Genomic DNA, 18,387 nt, shown 5'->3' with positions numbered 1-18,387 from the left:
CACAACCTGAATGACAAGGAGCTGTTTGTGATCATCGCCTTCTCAGTCACTCCGATGGGCACAGGAGAAAGCGTCGGCCAAGGCGTTGCCGAGGCCGTGCGCGTTATTCGAGCTAGCGGACTTCCGAATGAAACCAACGCCCTGTTCACGACAATCGAGGGTGAATGGGACGAAGTCATGGCGGTGATCAAGCAGGCGATCGACGCTGTCATGGCAGTCGCTCCCCGCTGCAGCATCGTACTCAAAGGCGATGTCCGGCCTGGGGTTACTGACGCCATGACCGGCAAGGTGGCTTCAGTCGAACGCTATCTGGCCGAGGAGCCCGGGGCTGCGGACGCCCAGAAGGCCGGCGGCCACTAGCTCATCGAGGCCGCCCAAGCTCGCTGGCGCAAGGTCAACGCGCCCGAACTGGTCGCGCTCGTTCGTAACGGCACCCTGCTCCACAAGGGCACCTCGGACGACCCCGCGACATCACTCCCCCGTCAGTCGGCCCGGCCGACACCCGCATGAACGGAGGTCGTCTGAAACAGACCGAACGAACGCTCGGTTCCTGCCCCAGGACGAGCGGCTCAAAATCGCTGATCTACGCCAGGCAGGCTTGAGCATCCGACCGATCGCGAGGCAATTGGGACGGAGACCCGTCTACGATTTCGCTAGAACTTCGCCGGAATGCGTTCAGAGGCAGAGGGTATCGGCCGTTCGAGGCGTATCGAGGCCCCACCGCCGGGCGGGCTCGACCACATCGGCGGTGAACCGAGACCAACCTCGAACTCCAACGTCCAGTCACGGAGTTGCTGGAGCAGCGGTGGAGTCCGCAGCAGATCAGCCGACATCTGCGGAGGCGGTATCCCGAAGATCCGCAGATGTGGTTATGCCACGAGACCATCTATCAGGCCGTCTACCCGGCCCCAATTCATCCCTGTTGCGGCCCTCGCAGCTGGTGCCGCACCGTCGATCGCCGTTGCGCACCAGACGCGATCATCGGCGCGCTCATCAACGGTCCGACCGGTGTCGGCGGCACGTGAAAAATGACCACCGCGCGGCACGGTGGTTTCTATCGACTGTCGCAACACTTCCCGTAGGTTCTGGAGGTTGTGTTGTCGTCGTCTCGTCGTGTGAAGAAGGGGCCGGGCCGTCGTCCGCAGTCGGCCAAACGTGAACGGTTCATGGAGCTTCGGGCGCGAGGCTGGAGCATTCTGCGCGCGGCCCGCGAGGTCGGAGCATCACGAACCGCGGGCAACAACTGGTCACGCGGCTACAAGACCTACCGCAACGGGGCGGTCGTCGGATTCGTGCCGGCACTGGATCGGCTGGCAGTGCGCCGGATCGATGCGCGGTACCTGTCCCAGGACGAGCGGATCGAGATCGCCGACCTACGCCAGGCGGGTTTGAGCATCCGGGCGATCGCAACCCGATTGGGCAGGTCGCCGTCGACGGTTTCACGAGAACTGCGACGGAATGCGTTCCGGGGCAAGGCGTATCGGCCATTCGAGGCACATCGACGCGCCGTCGCCCGGCGGGCTCGACGGCATCGGCGGCGCCTCGAGATGCACCCGGAACTACACCGTCTGGTCGCGAAGCTGCTGGCGCAGCGGTGGAGCCCGCAGCAGATCAGCCGACACCTGCGCGGGCGGTTTCCCGGGGATCCGCAGATGTGGTTGTGCCACGAGACCATCTATCAGGCTGTCTACCAGCCCGGATCATCGTTGTTGCGGCCGTCTCCGCTGGCGGCGCACCGTCGATCGCCCTTGCGCACCGGACGCGATCATCGGCGCGCTCATCAGCGGCCCCAGCGGCGACGTCCTCGATTCGAGCAGCCGATGCTCACCATCCACGACCGTCCCTTTCCGCCCGAGGATCGCTCGCAGGCAGGGCATTGGGAGGGAGATCTCATCATCGGCAAGGACCAGGGCTCCGCGATCGGCACGCTCGTCGAACGCCAGACCCGCACGGTCCGGTTACTGCACCTTCCCTTCCACGACAGCGAATCTCTGCATACAGCCCTGACCGCGAGGATGAGCGATCTGCCGGCACCGTTGCTGCGATCGATCACCTGGGACCAGGGCACCGAGATGGCCCGGCACCGCACGATCGCGCAATCGATAGGTGCGCCGGTCTACTTCTGCGACTCCCACTCCCCGTGGCAGCGCGGTTCGAACGAGAACACCAACGGGCTGCTGCGCGACTACTTCCCGAAGGGAACCAACCTCAAAATCCACTCACCGCAGCACCTGCTGGCCGTCGAGAACGAACTCAACCATCGCCCCCGCCGCGTCCTCCAAGACCGTTGCCCGGCAGAGCTATTCACCGCCCTGCTAGCCTCCCAGAGGTAGTCGGTGTTGCGACGTTGCCTAGAACCCGCCCCGCCGTCAAATGGTCCGGATTGGCGCGCCGTTGACAACCGGCGTCGCCCTCGTTTCGAACAACCCATGCTCACAATCCGCGACCGATCATTCAGTCATCTGTGCATCGCGTAACGTTGTTGCGTTAGTGAATGATTGATGCGGAAGACAACGACGCGACCGGTAGGGTGGGGATGTACGTCTCGCAGCTAACACTGAGTAACTTTCGCTCGTGCCGTGCGGCCACGGTAACGCTGCAGCCTGACCTCACGGTGTTGGCAGGGGAGAACAACGCCGGCAAGTCGACAGTGGTCGACACGCTCCGTATTCTCACCAATCCGCTCGACAACGGCGGAATTCTCTGGCCCGCCGACAACGACGTAGCGACCGGAGAAACCCAGGCACGGCTGAGCCTCACACTCGCCGACATCGCCGCAGAACAAGCCGGTACCTATACCGACGGCCGCTTCGAAGCAGAAGGACCCGACCAGGTTCAGGCCCGCTGGGGCTTCGAATATCAACGTGCACTCGAGGGCGAACGCCGCGGAGGCGGCACCTGGTTCCAAGGCGCAGACGTTCCATGCTCCGAGCCAGCGTTTCGAAACGGAATACGACACGTCTACCTAAAACCACTACGCGACGCCGCCCGAGAACTCGGGGGTGCATCCGCAGGCAGGATCCGCGCCATCCTAGCCGGACTGCTCGGCGGACCAGACGCGCTGCAAACGTTCCTCGCCAACGCCCACCAGGTCCTCAACAAGATCATGGACGATGAGGTGATCCGCGATCTCCAGAAGGAGATCAACGGCCCCCTTACCGATCTGACCATGGGTGCTCACCAACAGCAGACCGAGTTCCAGATCACCGACGCCACCCTCGCCTCAATAGCCCGCGTCCTCCAGATGATGATGGGCGATGCCGGACATCCGCTCAACTCCCTCGACTCCTCGGGGCTCGGATACGCCAACGCCCTATACATCGCCACCGTGCTCGCCGAGCTCCGCTCGGTCAAGAAGACCGATCTGACCCTGCTGCTGGTCGAGGAACCAGAAGCTCACCTGCACCCACAACTGCAGATTCTGCTCCTGCGCCACCTGCGAGAACGCGCGATCGCCTCACGCACGACCACACCGGCGGACGACGACGCGCCGAAGGACCCGACCGCTCCAGCAGGTCACCTCCAGGTCATCGTGACAACCCACTCCCCCGTCCTGTCGGCGTCGGTGAGCGTCCGCGACATCGTCGTCATGACACGGAGCCAGCACGAGCCGAGCGGAGGCTGGCAGGGCAATGCGGTCCCCGTCGCCCTGCTAGGTATGCAGGACAAGCAAATCCGCAAGATCGATCGACTGCTCGACGTCACCCGCAACGCCCTGTTCTATTCCCCACGCGCGATCCTGGTCGAAGGCTTGTCGGAAGCTCTTCTCCTGCCCGCCTTGGCAACCCGGCTCTACTCCGTACCGAAGAACGCCGACAAGGCGAAAAGTTCCGAGGCTCAGCAGAAACTAGAGCGATTCCACGGCACCACGATCCTGCTGGTCGACAGCGTCGGCTTCTCGACCTACCTACAGCTACTGGTGACACCCGTGCACGGTGCGTGCATAGGCCAGCGGATAGCACTGATCACCGATACCGACGGGGAAGAAGACGAGGACGAATCGCAGCGGATCGAGGGATACCGCATCCGGGCCGAGGCCCACCGCCCCGGGCTGTTGGGGGTCTTCGCTGGAACTCGATCCCTGGAACCACAACTGTGGACGTCCGGCAACGAACCGGTGCTGCGTGAAGCCTTCCTCGACCTGCACCCGCGTTCCCAAGAGCGATGGCAGCAAGTCCTGAAATCGCCCGACCAACCCCGCGCCTTCTGGGGACTGTTCGACCCCGCGAAGAACAGCGACGAGAAGGGACAACCGCTTATTGGCGGAAAACCCGTGTCCAAACCGGCATTCGCCCAAGCCCTGGCCGAAATCCTCACGACACAACCCGATCGTGAGTTCGCGTGCCCGACCTACCTGCAGGACGCTCTCGAATTCATCACCCGCATCGAGCAACCAGGACCAGCCCATGAGTGATGAGCTCGCGGCGGCCGAAGCCCAGCAACGGCTCGCAATCGACACCCTGCCACCGCTGTTCATCGAGGCATGTCCCGGCGCGGGCAAGACCCATGTGATCGTGTCGCGTCACATCCAGCGGCCGTCCCCCTCCTTGCGCGGTGGTCGGGCTCTGATCTCCTTCACACGCAACGCACGTGACCAGATGAAGTCGCGCTGCATCACAGCGGGGCGACCCGAACTCACCCGGTTTCCGCATTTCATCGGCACCTTGGATGCGTTCATCTGGCAGTTCATCGTCCGCCCGTATCTGCCGGAACCGAAACTCGCACAACGAATCGAGTCGTGGCGACACCTGCCGAACGCGGAAGCCACAATCAGCAACCGTGCCGTACCCCTGGCGGCCTTCGACTTCAAACTCGACCCGAAGACACAGGGCGAAATCGTCACCGTCCCAGGCTCACAGACCCCCTCGGGACGAGCGATAGCTGACTCACCTTTTCAACCCTGGCAGTGGAGAAACGCAGCGATCCAGTCCAGGAACCAGTGGCTGGAACGCGGCTATTACACCGGCCACGAAGTTCGGCTACACGCGCACAGGAACCTTCGAATGACCTCACATCGTGTGCTGGACGCAATCCACTCGCGATTTTCCGAAATCGTCGTCGACGAGGCCCAAGACTGCTCCGTCTCCGACCTGGAACTGCTCGACGCGATACGCCGCCACGGGATTCCACTGGTGGTCGTCGCCGATCCCGACCAGTCGATCTACGGCTGGAACAACGCCGATGTCACCCGCCTGCTCCAGCTGCGCGACGACCTCACCACTACCGTCCCACTCAGCGGAAACCGCCGCAGCACACCACCGATCTGCACACTCGCGGCAACAATCCGGGCCGGCGCACGCCCACCGGACGTATCCGTCATCCGCGCCGCGGGTCCGCCAATTCATATGGTGCCCACCAAGTTCGGGAATATGGGCAAAAACACCCACAGCCAGTCCGGTGAATCCATCCTCGATCTCACCGTTCGACTGGCCACTGTCCTCAGCGACTCCGCCGATCCCGACCCCACTGTCATGTTGCTTGCCCGCAAGCACACTCAACTCCCGCCTCCGCTCCGCCGCGGCGAACCGGACACGAACCCAATCACGCGACTGGCCCGAGCGCACCAGGTACTGCATTTCGGGATCGCCGACCCGGCCGAACTCGACCAAGCGTGCAGGCAAGCCGAGCATGTGCTGCTCAGCTACTGGTTCCCCGGACACACCGGAAACATCCGCCAGATCTGCCAGCAGAATGCACTGTCACCCGCCACACTCCGCAGACACGCGTATGCCTTCCTCGCCCACCTGTCAGCACCGACGACAGACTGGGCCGGACACGTCAATGCCTGTCTGAAATCCTGGTGGCGGCCACCGACCGCTCTCGTAAACGGTCGCACCGGAATGCTCGGCGGCAGCGTCGCCGGATCACGCAGTCCGAAACGTCCAGACTCGGCTGCCCTTCTCACCACGGTGCACCAGGCCAAAGGCACCGAGGCCGACGCGGTCTGCGTCCTGGTCGACGACACCACTGTTCTCCGGCACTGGAGCTCCGGCACAGCGACAACCAGCAGCGAGCTCGAAGAACTCCGTGTCCTCTACGTTGCTGTCACCCGCGCCCGCAGTCTCTTGGTCCTCGCACTACCCGAAAGCACAATCGGCGAAATACACGACTTCCTCACCAGTCGGCACGTACCTACCAAGATTGTCGAGTCCTGAAAGACCCGTAGTTCGGGAATAACGCCTCCGGCCACGACGCCGTCGTACGGTTCGGGACCTTGTGGACCAATCGTGGACCAGGGCTGGTCCACGATTGGTCGACAACCTGTGCCGTGCAGTCGTTCTGCACCGCACCAGGTTTCGGGCACCGGCACCTCACGCTGGCCGGTTCGGACAGCGTGGTACGCGACTGTTTAAGAGAATGGTGGTAGGGGCCAGGTCCTGGCCAGGGCTTGGTCAAGGTATCGGATCCCTGGTCCATGTCTGTGAATCGGCCGGTGCCGGACGACCCCATGCTCTGCTGTGGGGCCACGAACCGCGCCAGACCGGCTGTACCGATCCCGCTGCCAGGGTGGCCGCATAGATGTACAACACAGCCACTGGACATGGGCTGCAGTGGCCGGTCCCGGATGCACCGTTCATCGTGGAGACCTTCTGCATGAGCGACCACGCGATCGTCTCCGGCTACCGCCGCGCCTCGTCAGGACGGGTGGAACCAATTCTCCTCGCCGACGGTTCGGCCACGGGGCCGTTGCGCTTTTACCGGCGACCTGAGTTGCGCGTCCGGTTCCGCCCAACCTGCGACATCGCACAATCAATCTGGTCGATCCACCAAACTACTGCAAGTTTGGCGTCGCACCGGTGAGCGGGTACCGTCGATCGTGCGTTGAACCCATACACCATTCAACGCGCTAGGTCAAAGGTAGACCTGGCGGAACTTGAAGGGCCGCAACGGCCTAGCCCTATCGCAGGGATGCACAACATGCCTCTGCCCGCGTTCGCGCAGCAGCCGTTGGCCGCAACCCGGTCGATGAACATCAACGCGGCTGCCGCCGCCCTGAAGATCTCGCGGGCCTCCTTCGAGAAACTCATCGCCTGCGGTATGGTTCCGACACCGATCGATGCGGACCTGATCGGCTTGCTGGCGAGCCGTCCGCGCCTCGTCGTCACCGCCGGTGAGCTGACAGTGCTGAGGACCGCAGCGCGGTCCGCTGCGCATGAGTCAGACCGCGACTGGATCGGCTTCGACGTCGGTTTCAGTGTCGTGGACATGACAGCCGCGGCGCTACGCTGGTGGCGATGCGATCCGGACCGCGTCCTCGACAACGAACTGTTCGCGGTGACCGTCGCAACGATTCCTGTCGCGGTCTACGCCGTCACGGCATTGGAAGACACCATCCAGGAGCCGGGTGAAGCCGAGACACGACACCGGTTCGCCGGAGACCTTCTGGCTCGCTGGGGCGAACCTGTGGCACAGGGTATCGCCCCGCGCCTGAAGGAGCGTGTAGAGCAGATGATGTCCAGCCGCATCTCGGTCTCCAGCGGCGGCCCCATCGGATACCTGAACGCCGAATAGCTCTTCGGCGGACAAGGAGACCCTCCGTACTGGATCTCAGCGCCGAGGATCTCTTGCCATGCCACCCCGGTGATGTCGCAGTCACGTCTGCCGCTAGTGACGGCGCTCGCTGAATCTCCCCGCTGACGCTCACCGAAATTCCCCATTTGTCCCGTGTGGCTCCGCCGTGAAGGGCGGGCCTCCTCCAATGCTGGTGGTTACCACACCTGACCAGCAGCTTTCCTTCGGAGGAGGCCCGCTTTTCCATGTTGACACGTGAGGAAGATGTGGAAATAAGTGCCCTACGCGCCCGAGGCTGGACGATCTCCCAGATCGCCCGCCACACCGGCCGCGACCGAAAAACCGTCCGCGCCTACCTGGCCGGCGAACGAACCCCCGGCGTCCGCAAACGCCGCCAGCCCGACCCGTTCGAACCGTTCCTCGACTACGTCACCGCCCGCCTCGCCGAGGACCCGCACCTGTGGGCGCAAACCCTGCTCGACGAGCTGGAACCCCTCGGCTTCCCGTTGTCGTATCAGTCGCTGACCCGCAACATCCGAGCCCGCGGCCTGCGCCCTGTCTGCCATGCCTGCCGGACCGCTACCGAACGCCCCAACGCCGTCATCCCCCACGCGCCCGGCGGTGAAACCCAATGGGACTGGGTCGATCTGCCGAACCCGCCCGCCGATTGGGGATGGGGTGCCAACGCGCACCTGCTCGTCGGATCCCTCGCGCATTCCGGGCGCTGGCGCGGCTATCTCGCCCCCTCGACCGATCAGCCGCACCTGATCGAGGGCCTGGACCGGGTCGCCCGCGCACTCGGCGGGGTGACCGGGTCGTGGCGGTTCGACCGGATGTCCACGGTCTGTCACCCGGCCAGCGGGCAGGTCACCGCGTCGTTCGCCGCGGTCGCCAAGTATTACGGCGTGGTGCCGGCGATCTGCCCGCCGCGGCGCGGGAACCGCAAGGGCGTGGTCGAGAAGGCCAATCACACTGCCGCGCAACGCTGGTGGCGCACCTTGGCCGACGAGACGAGCGTCGAACAAGCTCAGGCATCGCTGGACAAGTTCTGTTCGCTGCGCGGCGACACCCGGCTGCGGCCGACCGCCGACGGCCGCGCCTCGGTCGCGGCCGTCGCGGCGCGGGAACCGTTGCGGCCCAAGCCCGCCGAGCCCTATCCGGCGATGGTCGCCGAACCCCGGATCGCGTCGCGGCAGGCGATGATCTCCTGGCGCGGCAACCGCTACTCGGTCCCACCGGAACTCGCGGCGGCGACGGTGGTCGTCGCGCAACCGTTGCGCGGCAACCACATCGACATCGCCACCACCGCCGGGATCGTGATCGCCCGCCACGAACGCAGGCCCGACGGGCTCGGCGCGACCGTCCGCGACCACGGCCACGTCGTCGCCCTGGACGCCGCCGCGATGGCCGCGGCCGACACCGGCCGCCCGCACCGCCGCAAGGAACGCATCCCACCGGGCGAGGCCGCCCGCGCCGCCGCCGCAGCGTTGCGCGCCGCCGCCGACCCCACCACCGTCACCGACGCCACGACCGGCGCGACGGTCACCGATCTGGCCGCCTACGAGCGCGCCGCCACCGCCAGGAGCCGCAAATGACGAACCCGACCACCCCGAAGAAGGCCAACCGGCGCACCACCAAGGCCGTCGGCGCCGACGAGACCTCGACCCGCTACCAGCAACTCCGCTCACACCTGGCGACGCTGAAACTCCATGCCGCCGCCGAAGCGCTGCCGAAGGTTCTCGAAGACGCCGTCACCGAGAACCTGTCACCGACAGCGACATTGGAGAAGCTGCTGCGGATCGAGGTCGACGACACCGAAGCCCGGCGCCTGTCGGGCCGGCTGCGGTTCGCGAACCTGCCCACCCCGGCATCGATGGACAACTTCGACGTCGATGCCGCATCCGGGATCGACCGGCCGTTGCTCGACGAGCTCGGCACCTGCCGATTCCTCGAGACAGCGACCAATGTCCTGCTGATCGGCACACCCGGGACAGGCAAAACCCACCTGGCGACTGGCTTGCTCGCGCGGCCGCGCACGCTGGTTACCGCACCTATTTCACTACCGCCGCGGACCTCGCCGCGCGCTGTCACCGGGCCGCGATCGAGGGACGCTGGGCCACCACGATGCGTTTCTACGCCGGCCCGGCGCTGCTGATGATCGATGAACTCGGCTACCTGCCGCTGCCGGCCGAGGCGGCGTCCGCGTTGTTTCAGGTTGTGTCGCAACGGTATTTGAAGACCTCGATCGTGATCACGACGAACCGCGGCGTCGGATCCTGGGGAGAGATCCTGGGCGACAACACCGTCGCCGCAGCCCTCTTGGATCGCCTCCTGCACCGGTCGATGGTGATCAACCTCGACGGCGACTCCTACCGGCTCCGGGACCATCAGGCCACCGCCGACAACCTCCGCCGCGCTACGACCGGGAACCGGGAGCCCCTATAATCAGCACGCTCACGGGTGGGGAATTTCGACGAGCCCGGCCGGGGAGATTCGATGAGCGCAGTCACTAGTTCTTCCCGGTCCCGGTGCGGTTCGGCAGCGCTGGTCGAATGGCGTTCGCCCGAAGAAGTTTCCGAAACGAGCGAACTATCCTAACGAGAGAGAGTCCATCGTTTTCAGGGTCGAGGTGCCTATCAACTTCGACGCACTAAGTTGATCTGCAGCCGATTACAGATTCTCGGGAATTTGGACCTTGAGGGAGTGATCCGACTCGGCCTTCTCGATGCGGGCGTTGTACAGCTCAAGGAGCCGCCGTAGCTCGGCGCGCACATGATCCTGTCGGAAGCCCGCCACTTCTTCGATGTTGGTCCCGACGAAGTCCTCGATGGACTGGATCGCGACTTTGTTCGCGATGCCTGCGTCTTCCGCGTAGATCTCGGCCCTGCGCAGCTCATCCTTCGGAACGAGCACGCGCGGTCGGAAACCGTGGTGGATGTTGTCTTTGCAGCGGCCCTGGAAGACTTGGCTGCTCGGCGACATGGTGACGTGGATCGCAGTGTGGCCGATCTGGTAGTCGCCGGCCCTCCCAGTCTGCTGATCGGCGGTGGTGTAGCTCTCCACGTTGATCTTCTCGTCGGGGAAACGGATCTGGAGTTTGGCGCCGACGAGATGCTGGACGATTGCGCCGGCCGTATTGCCGCCTCGTTCGCGCCCAGCGGCGATGAGGTTCGCGACTATCGTGCGGATCGACCAGGACGGGTCGATGTCGGCGCTGATCTTCTGCCGCCCGAAGTAGTCGTCCCGTACGCGGTCGACGAACCACTCCTGCAGGATCCATGCCAATGCGTGTCGCTCGGAGGGCCCCAGAGCGTTCACTTCGGCCGCCGCGCCCGCGCTGTTGATCGTGTCGGCCAATTGCTCGGCGAGGACGATGGTTTTGCGGGAAGTGCGCCCGCCTTCACTGGTGAACTTCCGCGTCTCCCCGTGGTCGGCGAGCAGTTCCTTCGCCTTGGCTCCGCTGGCTCCCTTCACCTGGGTGTCCGCCTTGTACACAGCGGGAGTCAATGGGAACGCGGCGGCGAGATAGTCGGAGATGTACAGTCCCGCGCACATCACGTTGGAGTCGACTTTGCCCTTGGCGTTCCGGTTGCCCTCATACCAGGGCTCGATCGCGTCGAGCAGAGTCTTGGCGGTCGCGGTGAGCTGTGCGGATTCTTCTTGCCCGTTCGGCTTGACCATCGTGCCACGTCCTTACTGTATGAAGCTGTCGATCTGTGAAGTTGTCGATCGTCGCGGAGGCGTTCGCGGGAACTCGCTCAGCAGGCGAGCTCACCGGAGAGCAGCGGGCCCAGGTACTCCTCGGCAAGCCATTGCACTGCGTTCACGCACACGGCGTCGCCGAAGCCCATGATCGATTGATTCCGATTGCCGGGGAGCCGATAGTCGGGAGCTCCCATGAGCTTGGCGTACTCCCTGGCGGTCATCCACCGAACCCGCAGCGATTCTCCCTGAATACGGACGACCGCCTGTTTCGACGACCCACCGCGCGCGGTACGCAGGCAGCCGGCGACGTCGCCGTCTCGGATCTCCCACGCAGGCTTGCCATTCCGGGTGCGACGGTACGCAGTGCGGTACTGAGGGCGGCCTCCAGCCTGTTCGGCGAGCTTTTTCACTCGCTCGGATTGGATAAGGGAGAGTTCGCTGCAGAACTTCGCGGTGCGCGTCTCGTCCCACCACTCCACTTCCTTTGCGCGGTCGTCGTCGACCAGGTCCGTCCATCCTTCAGTGAGCAAGGCGGGAGGTTCGGGCAACTCAGCGCGATGCGTGCGCAGGCCAGAGTCCAGTACAGGGTCGAGCCAGCTGGGTCGCAGTGCCGTGTCGCGACGTTCGTCCAGCTTCACGTCACTCAAGAGGAAGGGGTGCGCCGCGATCAGGAACAGTCGCGGACGCGACTGCGGCACCCAGCGACGAGCGTCCAACGTGACCACGTCGACGGAGTAATCGAGCTCGTTGAGACGGCGCACCGCCGCCTTGATGTCCTCGCCGCGGTGACTCGTGGCGAAGCCGTTGACATTCTCGATCGCGACCACCGGCGGGCGGTCATCCCCGAGGTGCTTCAGGATGTCCGTGAAGTTCCAGAAGGTACCCGAATGCCGCCCGGCCAGGCCCTGTCGGCCTCCTGCCAGAGAGAGATCTGTACACGGAAAAGACGCCCAGGCCAGACTCAGGTTCTTGGGCACCCGCGCAGTCTCGATATCCTCGGCGACAACGCGGATGTCCTCGAGGTGGTAGTGGGCCTCGCCTTCGCCGAAGTGGCCGATATACATGCGCTGCTTGTCCAAGTCGAGATCATTGGCCCACTTGACTTTGAAATTCGTGTTCCGCGCGTGCTCCAGACCGAGCCGTGCCAACCCGATTCCCGCGAAGAACTCCGCGACCTCGAACACCGTCATCGCGCTGTTCGTCGACACCGCCTTGACGATGCGTTCCCGCATCTTGACCGAAACATCCGGAGCAGCCGGGGCAAGACCAAGATCAAGGGCGGAAGTCACGGAGTCGATCCTATGCGACGGCGCCGACAGATAGCCCGTTCGCCGCGTGTAGAGCGTGAGATGGCTCGCATTGTTCAGGTCGTGGGGCCTATCTTGAACGGGTGGGACAGATCACGGAATCGTGGGCATCCTCACCAGGCGCGCGTGCCAGCATGCAGGCCAATCGAAGTCGAGACACCCGGCCCGAATTGGCGCTGCGGCGTGCGGTTCACGCCCTCGGCCTCCGCTATCGTGTCGCGGCGCGCCCGGTGCCGGGCCTGCGCCGCACCGCCGATCTGGTGTTCAGGGGCCCCAAGGTCGCCGTTTTTCTGGACGGGTGCTTCTGGCACGGCTGCCCCGAGCACCACACGGTGGCGGTCAGAAATGGAGCCTACTGGGCGGAGAAGGTCGCGAAGAACCGAATGCGCGACGCGGATACAGATCGCCGGCTCACCGAGGCGGGGTGGGCGGTGGTTCGCATCTGGGAACATGAGGACCCGCGGTTGGCAGCTCAGCGGGTACTCAATCTCGTATCCTCGCGGCGGTCGAGACGAGCGGGCGAGAATGACTGCGGCTGATGCCGATTCGGCATCCCCATCGGATCGAGGTTGATTGCTCGGCGCACAGCGCTCCCGACCACCGAGTCAGTGCCCGGCTGCGAGAGTCCTTGCGCCCCAGCGTCGTCCGCTCCAGCCGGTCGAGATCTCCTCACGCTGAATCGAATCCCGGAATCGTGAAACCCGGGTCGAAAGCAAGGCGAGCGTGTCTCCAAGATTCTTTCGGCGGTGTTATCAATGCCGACTCCTCCCATAGGAACCGGGGTGAGTCCGGTGGGACGATTCGGCGAAGCAGGCGCGAATCAAGCTCGTAGACGCCTTCGATGTGCGAGTGGTCGAGCTCTTCCGCGATGAAGGCCGAGCTCCGGAAGACCACTTGCAGCAGCCGCCATTCATCGCCGTGCTGTTGGCTCTTGTCGAACTCGTTGCGTGAGAGATGAAACGTTCGAGCCGTCCGCGGTCCCGCCGCCTTCACCTCGATCCGCTCCGTGAACGGATCCAAAACCTCGATGTCGTACCCGTAGACGTCAGATATCCGGGCTACATGGACGGGGTTCAATCCGGAGTATCGCAGCGCTTCGAGCACGAAAAGCTCTGCGGCATCGCCGATCTGCTTCTGCCACTCAGTCTGAGCGGACGAGTAGGCGTGGTCGTGCGCCTCGATGAGAAGCCTATCGAAGTTCGGTTCGAGCCATCGCAGAGAATCGAGGTCGCTCGCCGGGATGTACTCTCTCGTAACGACATCGCGGTTCACGGCCAGGCGCAGCCACTCCGGAGGAGCCGTGATCAGCAAGAGCCGAGCGACTTGTAAGAGCCCGTCGACATCGCGGCAACCCGTGGCGGCATCCAATTGCGGTGACAGTTCCAGCGATCGCCCGATGCGCGCGAGTCCGCTGCCGATGAGCATCGTCGCGGTAGCCTCAAGATCGATGGCGGCGGCGAGGAAGGATCCGTGCATTCGCGCAGCCGCTATCCAGTCGTCGACGCTGTGACGGGGAGCCACGGTCGCGGCACGCGCGAGCAGCAGTACGCCATAGCAGAGCCCGTGTCTAGGTAGCATTTCCGTCCGCAGCGCGAAGATACGCCGTGAACGCGGCGGCGTCATCGGTCGCGGCCGGCGGTTCGCTGGTTCCGGTGTCCGTCTCCGGCAGCGCGACCTGGACGAGCCCGGGGTCGTCCATCAACTGTGCGAGGGCCACGATCTTCTCGCGGAGACGCCCGTCGACGAGCTCGTCGATGGTTTCGGCGCTGATCAGCAAGGTGAACCGGGTGAGCACGCCGTCTCGGAGCCCGAGGCGGTGGATTCGGTCCTGACTCTGGAGATAGTGCCCGGCGTTGAAGGTGCGGTCGATGTAGACGGCGTGGTGGCACCAATGGTGGAGGCTCACGCCTTCTCCGCACGCAGCGGGATTGGCCAGCAGGACTGTGCAATCGGGGTCATTGCGGAATCGATCGAGCTCGGCATCTCGGGTCAGGACTCCGGGCGCGGCTCCGTCGGCCGGCGGAACTCCGCCGTGGACGACGGCCGGCTCATAGTCCTCGAGGTGCGCCGCCAGGATCCTCAGGTTGCGAACGAACGTCGACCAGACGATCACCTTCTCGCTTCTTTTCGCCGCGGCCGCGACGATTTCCGCGACTTTGTCGTATTTCCAAGGGATCTCGTGTTCTCGGTACCGCTGAAGCAAGTGCGTGAGCTGCTCGTCGCCGCGCAGCTCGAGCGGGGGATGCACGAACTCCAGCATGTCGTTCTCATCCGAGCCGGCGACCAGCAGCATCGGGTTCGTCGCGGCTTCCAGGAGGTACATCATCACGCGCCCGATTCGGTCGAACTGCCGCCGTGCGTCGCGGTCCAGTGCGAATGCTCCGCGGTATCGTCCGAGAAGCGCCTCGTAGATCGCCTGTTGAATCGGCCGCATCGGCTCGGTGACCACGTCGAAATTCGTCGGCGGCAGGTCCAGCCTCGACTTCGGTGTGCGAACGAAATAGCGTGAGATGGCCGCGCCGGTCTCGCGGAGCACCTCCTTGTCTCGGCCGGAACGCTCGAAGTACGCGCTGGCCGGAAGGATCTGCTGATCCTGTCCCGGATACAGGAATCTCATCGGCGCGATGAGGTCGAAAGCCCCTTGCGGAGCAGGAGTTCCGGTGAGGACGTCCCGCCGTCGCGCGGCGTAGGCGAGATCGAGCACGGCACGGCCGTGAACGCCCTGTTCACCCCGCTTGATCCGGTGGGCTTCGTCGAGAATCACCTGGGTCGGTCGCAGAGCGACGAACTCCCTGATGCGGTCGTAGTCGGAGGCGACGCGGTTGTAGTTGGTCAGCAGAATGTCGAGATCATCGGGTATCAGCGATCCGGAGCCTGTGTGTATGGCGATCGACGGAGCGGGCGACAGGCACTCTGCAGAGTCTTCCTTCCATGCCTGGAAGGCCGCGATCGGAGCGACGACCAGCATCTGCTCCACTCGGCCTCTCGCCCGGTTGAGGGCGAAGTTGGCGAGGGCGACCGTCGTCTTGCCCGCCCCCGGCACGGAGAAGTCCGCACCGTGCGGAAGCCTGAGCACGCTGGCCAGGTTCTCGAGCTGAAACGCCTTGAGCTCGCGCTTGAAACCAGCGTCACGGAGCTCCGCCTCCAGATCGTCCGTCTCATCCGAGACCGGCTCCGTGAAAGCCTTCTCTCGGGCCTTCCGGTCTTGTGCGAGGGAGCGGAGCTGCTCGGTGAGCGCCGGTCCCAGTTTGATCATCTGGCCGAACAGATCTCGTACTTCGCGAACCGCGGCGAGCTCGGCCAGAAACACATCGGCGCGGACGTCGGTCCGGTTCGTCGACCCGCCGACGACACCCCGCGAGAGCGCCTCCTGCAGTCGCGCCCAGGCTCCGTCGTTCGCACCTTCGCGACGCTCGACGATCACAAGCGGGCGGCCAGCCCGATACAGCTCCGCGAATATCAATGAGTCTCCTTGAGCGCCGTCAGAAGTTCCTCAATCGTCGCGATGCCTGCGGTCAGCCCAGACTCGTCCCACTCGGGAAACGCGCGCGCTTTGGGCAGCGCGGAGACGGCCCGCTGAAGTTCTTCGATCGCTTTGTTCACCCGCTTGATCGGCGCGATGAGCGCGCTCTTGTCCCGACCTTGTTCCTCCGCTTCGTCGGCGGCGGCAGTGATCGAGCTCTTCAAGCTGCCTAGGAGGTCCTGCACGCTCACCTTCTCGCCGTCGACCAGCGTCAGGTTCGCTTCAGGGCGTCTCGTCGCGACGAACCCAAGAAGGCTGTGCAGGGGCGAGGCGGGCGCGCTCTCGCCCAGCACGTCGTCGAGGTCGTCGTGGGCCTCCGGCGATCCGCTCGAAGCCTGCGCGTCAGCAGTCTCCAACACGCGGCGTAGCGCCGGTTCTTTCTCGAGCTCCTCCCGGACGAGCGCGGCGGCATCCGGGCGGCGGAGGTTGCGGAGCTTCCGATACTCGGTTCCCGCCAGCGTTCCTAGGAAGTAGACCGCCTTCACGGCATCGGCCTCATGAGCCGGCTTGTTGCGGACATGCGCCGCCAGCTCGTCGAAGGCCGACTCGTTCGCCGTGAAGCTGAGGTGGTCGCGTGCGCCCTCGGACAACGCGACCAGCTGGTGGACCTGCTGCAGCTTCTCGTACAGATCGCGCACATCGCTCGTTTTGCGGTGCATGCGGATCGCCACCCGATCCCAGTCCTTCCCCTCGCGGTTGTAGTACTTCTCGATCATCAGGGCCTCGTTGATCCAGGAGTAGCCCTCCTTGAAATCTCGCGCCACCTGCAGCTCGGCTTCGAGATCCTCCAGCTCGTCCGCGGTCGTATCGGTCGGCAGGACCAGACACTTCACGTACTTGGTCTTCAGAACGCCGTCTTCGAAGAGCGAGCGCATCGCAGCCGAACGCCGATTGCCGTTGATGAGGACGCCGTCAGCGGTGATGATCGCAGGCTCCTGCTGGCCGCGGTGGCGGAGATCGTCCTTCAGCGCCTCGAACCCGTCCTGGCCGCAGAGGATTTCGTACTGGGCCTTCTGAGCGTCCGGGCCGAGCGGATCGGACTGGAAGAGATCGGGCCGGCCGGTGGTCTTGATCATGCGGAGCTGCTCAGCTCGAGTCCGCCCATTGAGAGTGGAGAAGCGGACCCAGGTGGCCTCCAACTCGACCTGCGGCATGTCCTTGTCCTCCCGCGGCCAGGCGGGAACGGTCACACGGTTCTTCTTCTCCCTGGCGGCGAGAAACGCTGCGCGGTCCGGTTCGAGGGCGGGGACGGTCATAGATCAGCTCCTGGAGGTCGTGACTCGGATGCCGCCGTAGCGGGAGGTGATTGTGGTTCGCAGCGCGCCCGCCCGGCGTTGAAAACCGACGTGGCCTGTGAAGGACGGAGCCTTCTCCTCAGGTATCCCGAAAGCCCGTAGCAGGACGGTCGGAAAGAACCGCTGCTGGGTCCCGTTCCAGTTCCACTCGTCCGCGCCCACCGAGCTGTCCGGCTCACGATCCGGCATGACGTATATGCACGGCGGCGGCGTCTCGATTCCCCCGAAGGCGGCGGAGCTCGCCGCCTTCGGGCACGGGCGTGGGCCGCGCCCGCAGAGCTGGTTGTGGAAGATCACGCCGTCGACGGTTCCGGGGAGTTCGCCGAAGAAGCGCTGACGCAGGCGATTCACGCCTTTCGAGACGTGCTCTCCGGGCTCGTATCGCATGCTGTCGCACAGCCACCACAGATACGTCTCCTTCGCCCATTCGGGAACGGACCAGCGGACGCTGCTGTGCGCGCCGTCAGGGCAGCCCTTCTGGATGACTGCGACGTCGCCGTACCCGCTGATCGTCAACCGGTACACGGTGTCGTCGCCGTACATCGGCTTCTCGAGAGCCTCGATGTGTCCGTCCTGGAGCATGCCTTCAAAGAGCGTGGCAAGGAAGTGCCGCCTGTCGCCGACGCTCGCGCTCATGCTGCCCCGGATCCCCTCGATCGCGGCCGGCAACGCCTCGCGATACTCCTGAGCCGTGAGTCCGTACCGGCCGAGAAGGCTCTCCTCCGAGGCCAGGTCCGTGATCAGACGAGAGACGCTGTTGACGACGGCTGTCGGTGGCGCACCGGCGTGGCGACACGGTGCGGCTTCCTCAGCGCCCATGGCCATCCCCCTCTGTTCGATCGACTCTTGACGTGCCGTCGGTCCTGTCGAGCAATTCGCGCGTCAGCGCGGAGGAACCAAGTCCTCCATCCGGACAGCCCATCATTTGTATCACTCGCATCACCTAAATCTGTTGCGACCCAAGCTCGATCGCCCAGCGTACCGAGGGGGTGCGACATGATTCCGATCCGTCGGTTCTCTACAGGCGTCGCTCCCGTTTGCGAAC

At 64.6% G+C, this 18,387-nt stretch carries 12 protein-coding genes and 2 pseudogenes; 8 read left to right on the top strand and 6 right to left on the bottom strand.

Translation table 11 applies throughout. The features are described 5' to 3' along the window. Positions 1–21 precede the first annotated feature (21 nt). The 7 genes and pseudogenes from AB0L60_RS07025 to istB all read left to right on the top strand — a co-directional run. A pseudogene (locus AB0L60_RS07025) lies at positions 22–315 on the top strand (MTH1187 family thiamine-binding protein); the annotation flags it as partial. 1,001 nt (positions 316–1,316) lie between these two features. Continuing rightward, complete coding sequence (locus AB0L60_RS07020) at positions 1,317–2,333, top strand: IS30 family transposase (protein ID WP_364608588.1); 1,017 nt, start codon at positions 1,317–1,319, stop codon at positions 2,331–2,333. Between the two features lie 161 nt (positions 2,334–2,494). Beyond that, positions 2,495–4,414 carry an AAA family ATPase gene (locus AB0L60_RS07015; protein WP_364608432.1) on the top strand — a complete coding sequence of 640 codons (1,920 nt, stop codon included), beginning with the start codon at positions 2,495–2,497 and terminating at the stop codon, positions 4,412–4,414. Continuing rightward, positions 4,332–6,155 (top strand): ATP-dependent helicase, encoded by a 1,824-nt coding sequence (locus AB0L60_RS07010; protein WP_364608429.1) that lies wholly within the window; start codon positions 4,332–4,334, stop codon positions 6,153–6,155. The genes AB0L60_RS07015 and AB0L60_RS07010 overlap by 83 nt, the downstream gene beginning before the upstream one ends. Before the next feature lie 667 nt (positions 6,156–6,822). Beyond that, on the top strand, positions 6,823–7,512 hold the full coding sequence (locus tag AB0L60_RS07005) for a hypothetical protein (protein WP_364608426.1): 690 nt from the start codon (positions 6,823–6,825) through the stop codon (positions 7,510–7,512). 245 nt (positions 7,513–7,757) lie between these two features. After that, complete coding sequence (locus AB0L60_RS07000) at positions 7,758–9,107, top strand: IS21 family transposase (RefSeq protein WP_364608423.1); 1,350 nt, start codon at positions 7,758–7,760, stop codon at positions 9,105–9,107. Then, positions 9,104–9,957, top strand: a pseudogene (gene istB, locus AB0L60_RS06995) (IS21-like element helper ATPase IstB). The gene AB0L60_RS07000 and the pseudogene istB overlap by 4 nt, the downstream one beginning before the upstream one ends. A gap of 225 nt (positions 9,958–10,182) precedes the next feature. On the opposite strand, the gene AB0L60_RS06990 reads toward istB, so the two are convergent. Further along, the gene (locus tag AB0L60_RS06990; protein ID WP_364608420.1) at positions 10,183–11,193 is read right to left on the bottom strand and encodes a DUF4928 family protein; all 1,011 of its coding nucleotides are present in this window, start codon (positions 11,191–11,193) and stop codon (positions 10,183–10,185) included. Between the two features lie 77 nt (positions 11,194–11,270). After that, on the bottom strand, positions 11,271–12,506 hold the full coding sequence (locus AB0L60_RS06985; RefSeq protein WP_364608417.1) for a DNA cytosine methyltransferase: 1,236 nt from the start codon (positions 12,504–12,506) through the stop codon (positions 11,271–11,273). Positions 12,507–12,658: 152 nt separating this feature from the next. On the opposite strand from AB0L60_RS06985, the gene AB0L60_RS06980 reads away from it, so the two are divergent. Next, a complete protein-coding gene (locus AB0L60_RS06980) occupies positions 12,659–13,063 on the top strand; it encodes a very short patch repair endonuclease (RefSeq protein WP_364608414.1) in 405 nt (134 codons plus the stop codon). 130 nt (positions 13,064–13,193) lie between these two features. Here the strand turns inward: AB0L60_RS06980 and AB0L60_RS06975 are convergent, their stop codons facing one another. The 4 genes from AB0L60_RS06975 to AB0L60_RS06960 form a co-directional block, all read right to left on the bottom strand. Next, positions 13,194–14,000, bottom strand: coding sequence for a DUF3883 domain-containing protein (locus AB0L60_RS06975; RefSeq protein ID WP_364608411.1), 807 nt, complete (start codon positions 13,998–14,000; stop codon positions 13,194–13,196). A gap of 91 nt (positions 14,001–14,091) precedes the next feature. Further along, complete coding sequence (locus AB0L60_RS06970) at positions 14,092–15,987, bottom strand: DEAD/DEAH box helicase (protein ID WP_364608408.1); 1,896 nt, start codon at positions 15,985–15,987, stop codon at positions 14,092–14,094. Continuing rightward, positions 15,984–17,303: a hypothetical protein gene (locus AB0L60_RS06965; RefSeq protein WP_364608405.1), complete on the bottom strand. Its 1,320-nt coding sequence runs from the start codon at positions 17,301–17,303 to the stop codon at positions 15,984–15,986. The genes AB0L60_RS06970 and AB0L60_RS06965 overlap by 4 nt, the downstream gene beginning before the upstream one ends. A 3-nt stretch (positions 17,304–17,306) precedes the next feature. After that, positions 17,307–18,161, bottom strand: a complete 855-nt coding sequence (locus tag AB0L60_RS06960; RefSeq protein WP_364608402.1) for a hypothetical protein — start codon at positions 18,159–18,161, stop codon at positions 17,307–17,309. Positions 18,162–18,387 lie beyond the last annotated feature (226 nt).

Origin of the sequence: Nocardia sp. NPDC051981, assembly GCF_040680715.1 — a bacterium.
Classification (GTDB): Bacteria; Actinomycetota; Actinomycetes; order Mycobacteriales; family Mycobacteriaceae; genus Nocardia.
Note: the sequence above shows the minus strand (reverse complement) of the source record. Positions and strands in the feature narration are given on the sequence as shown.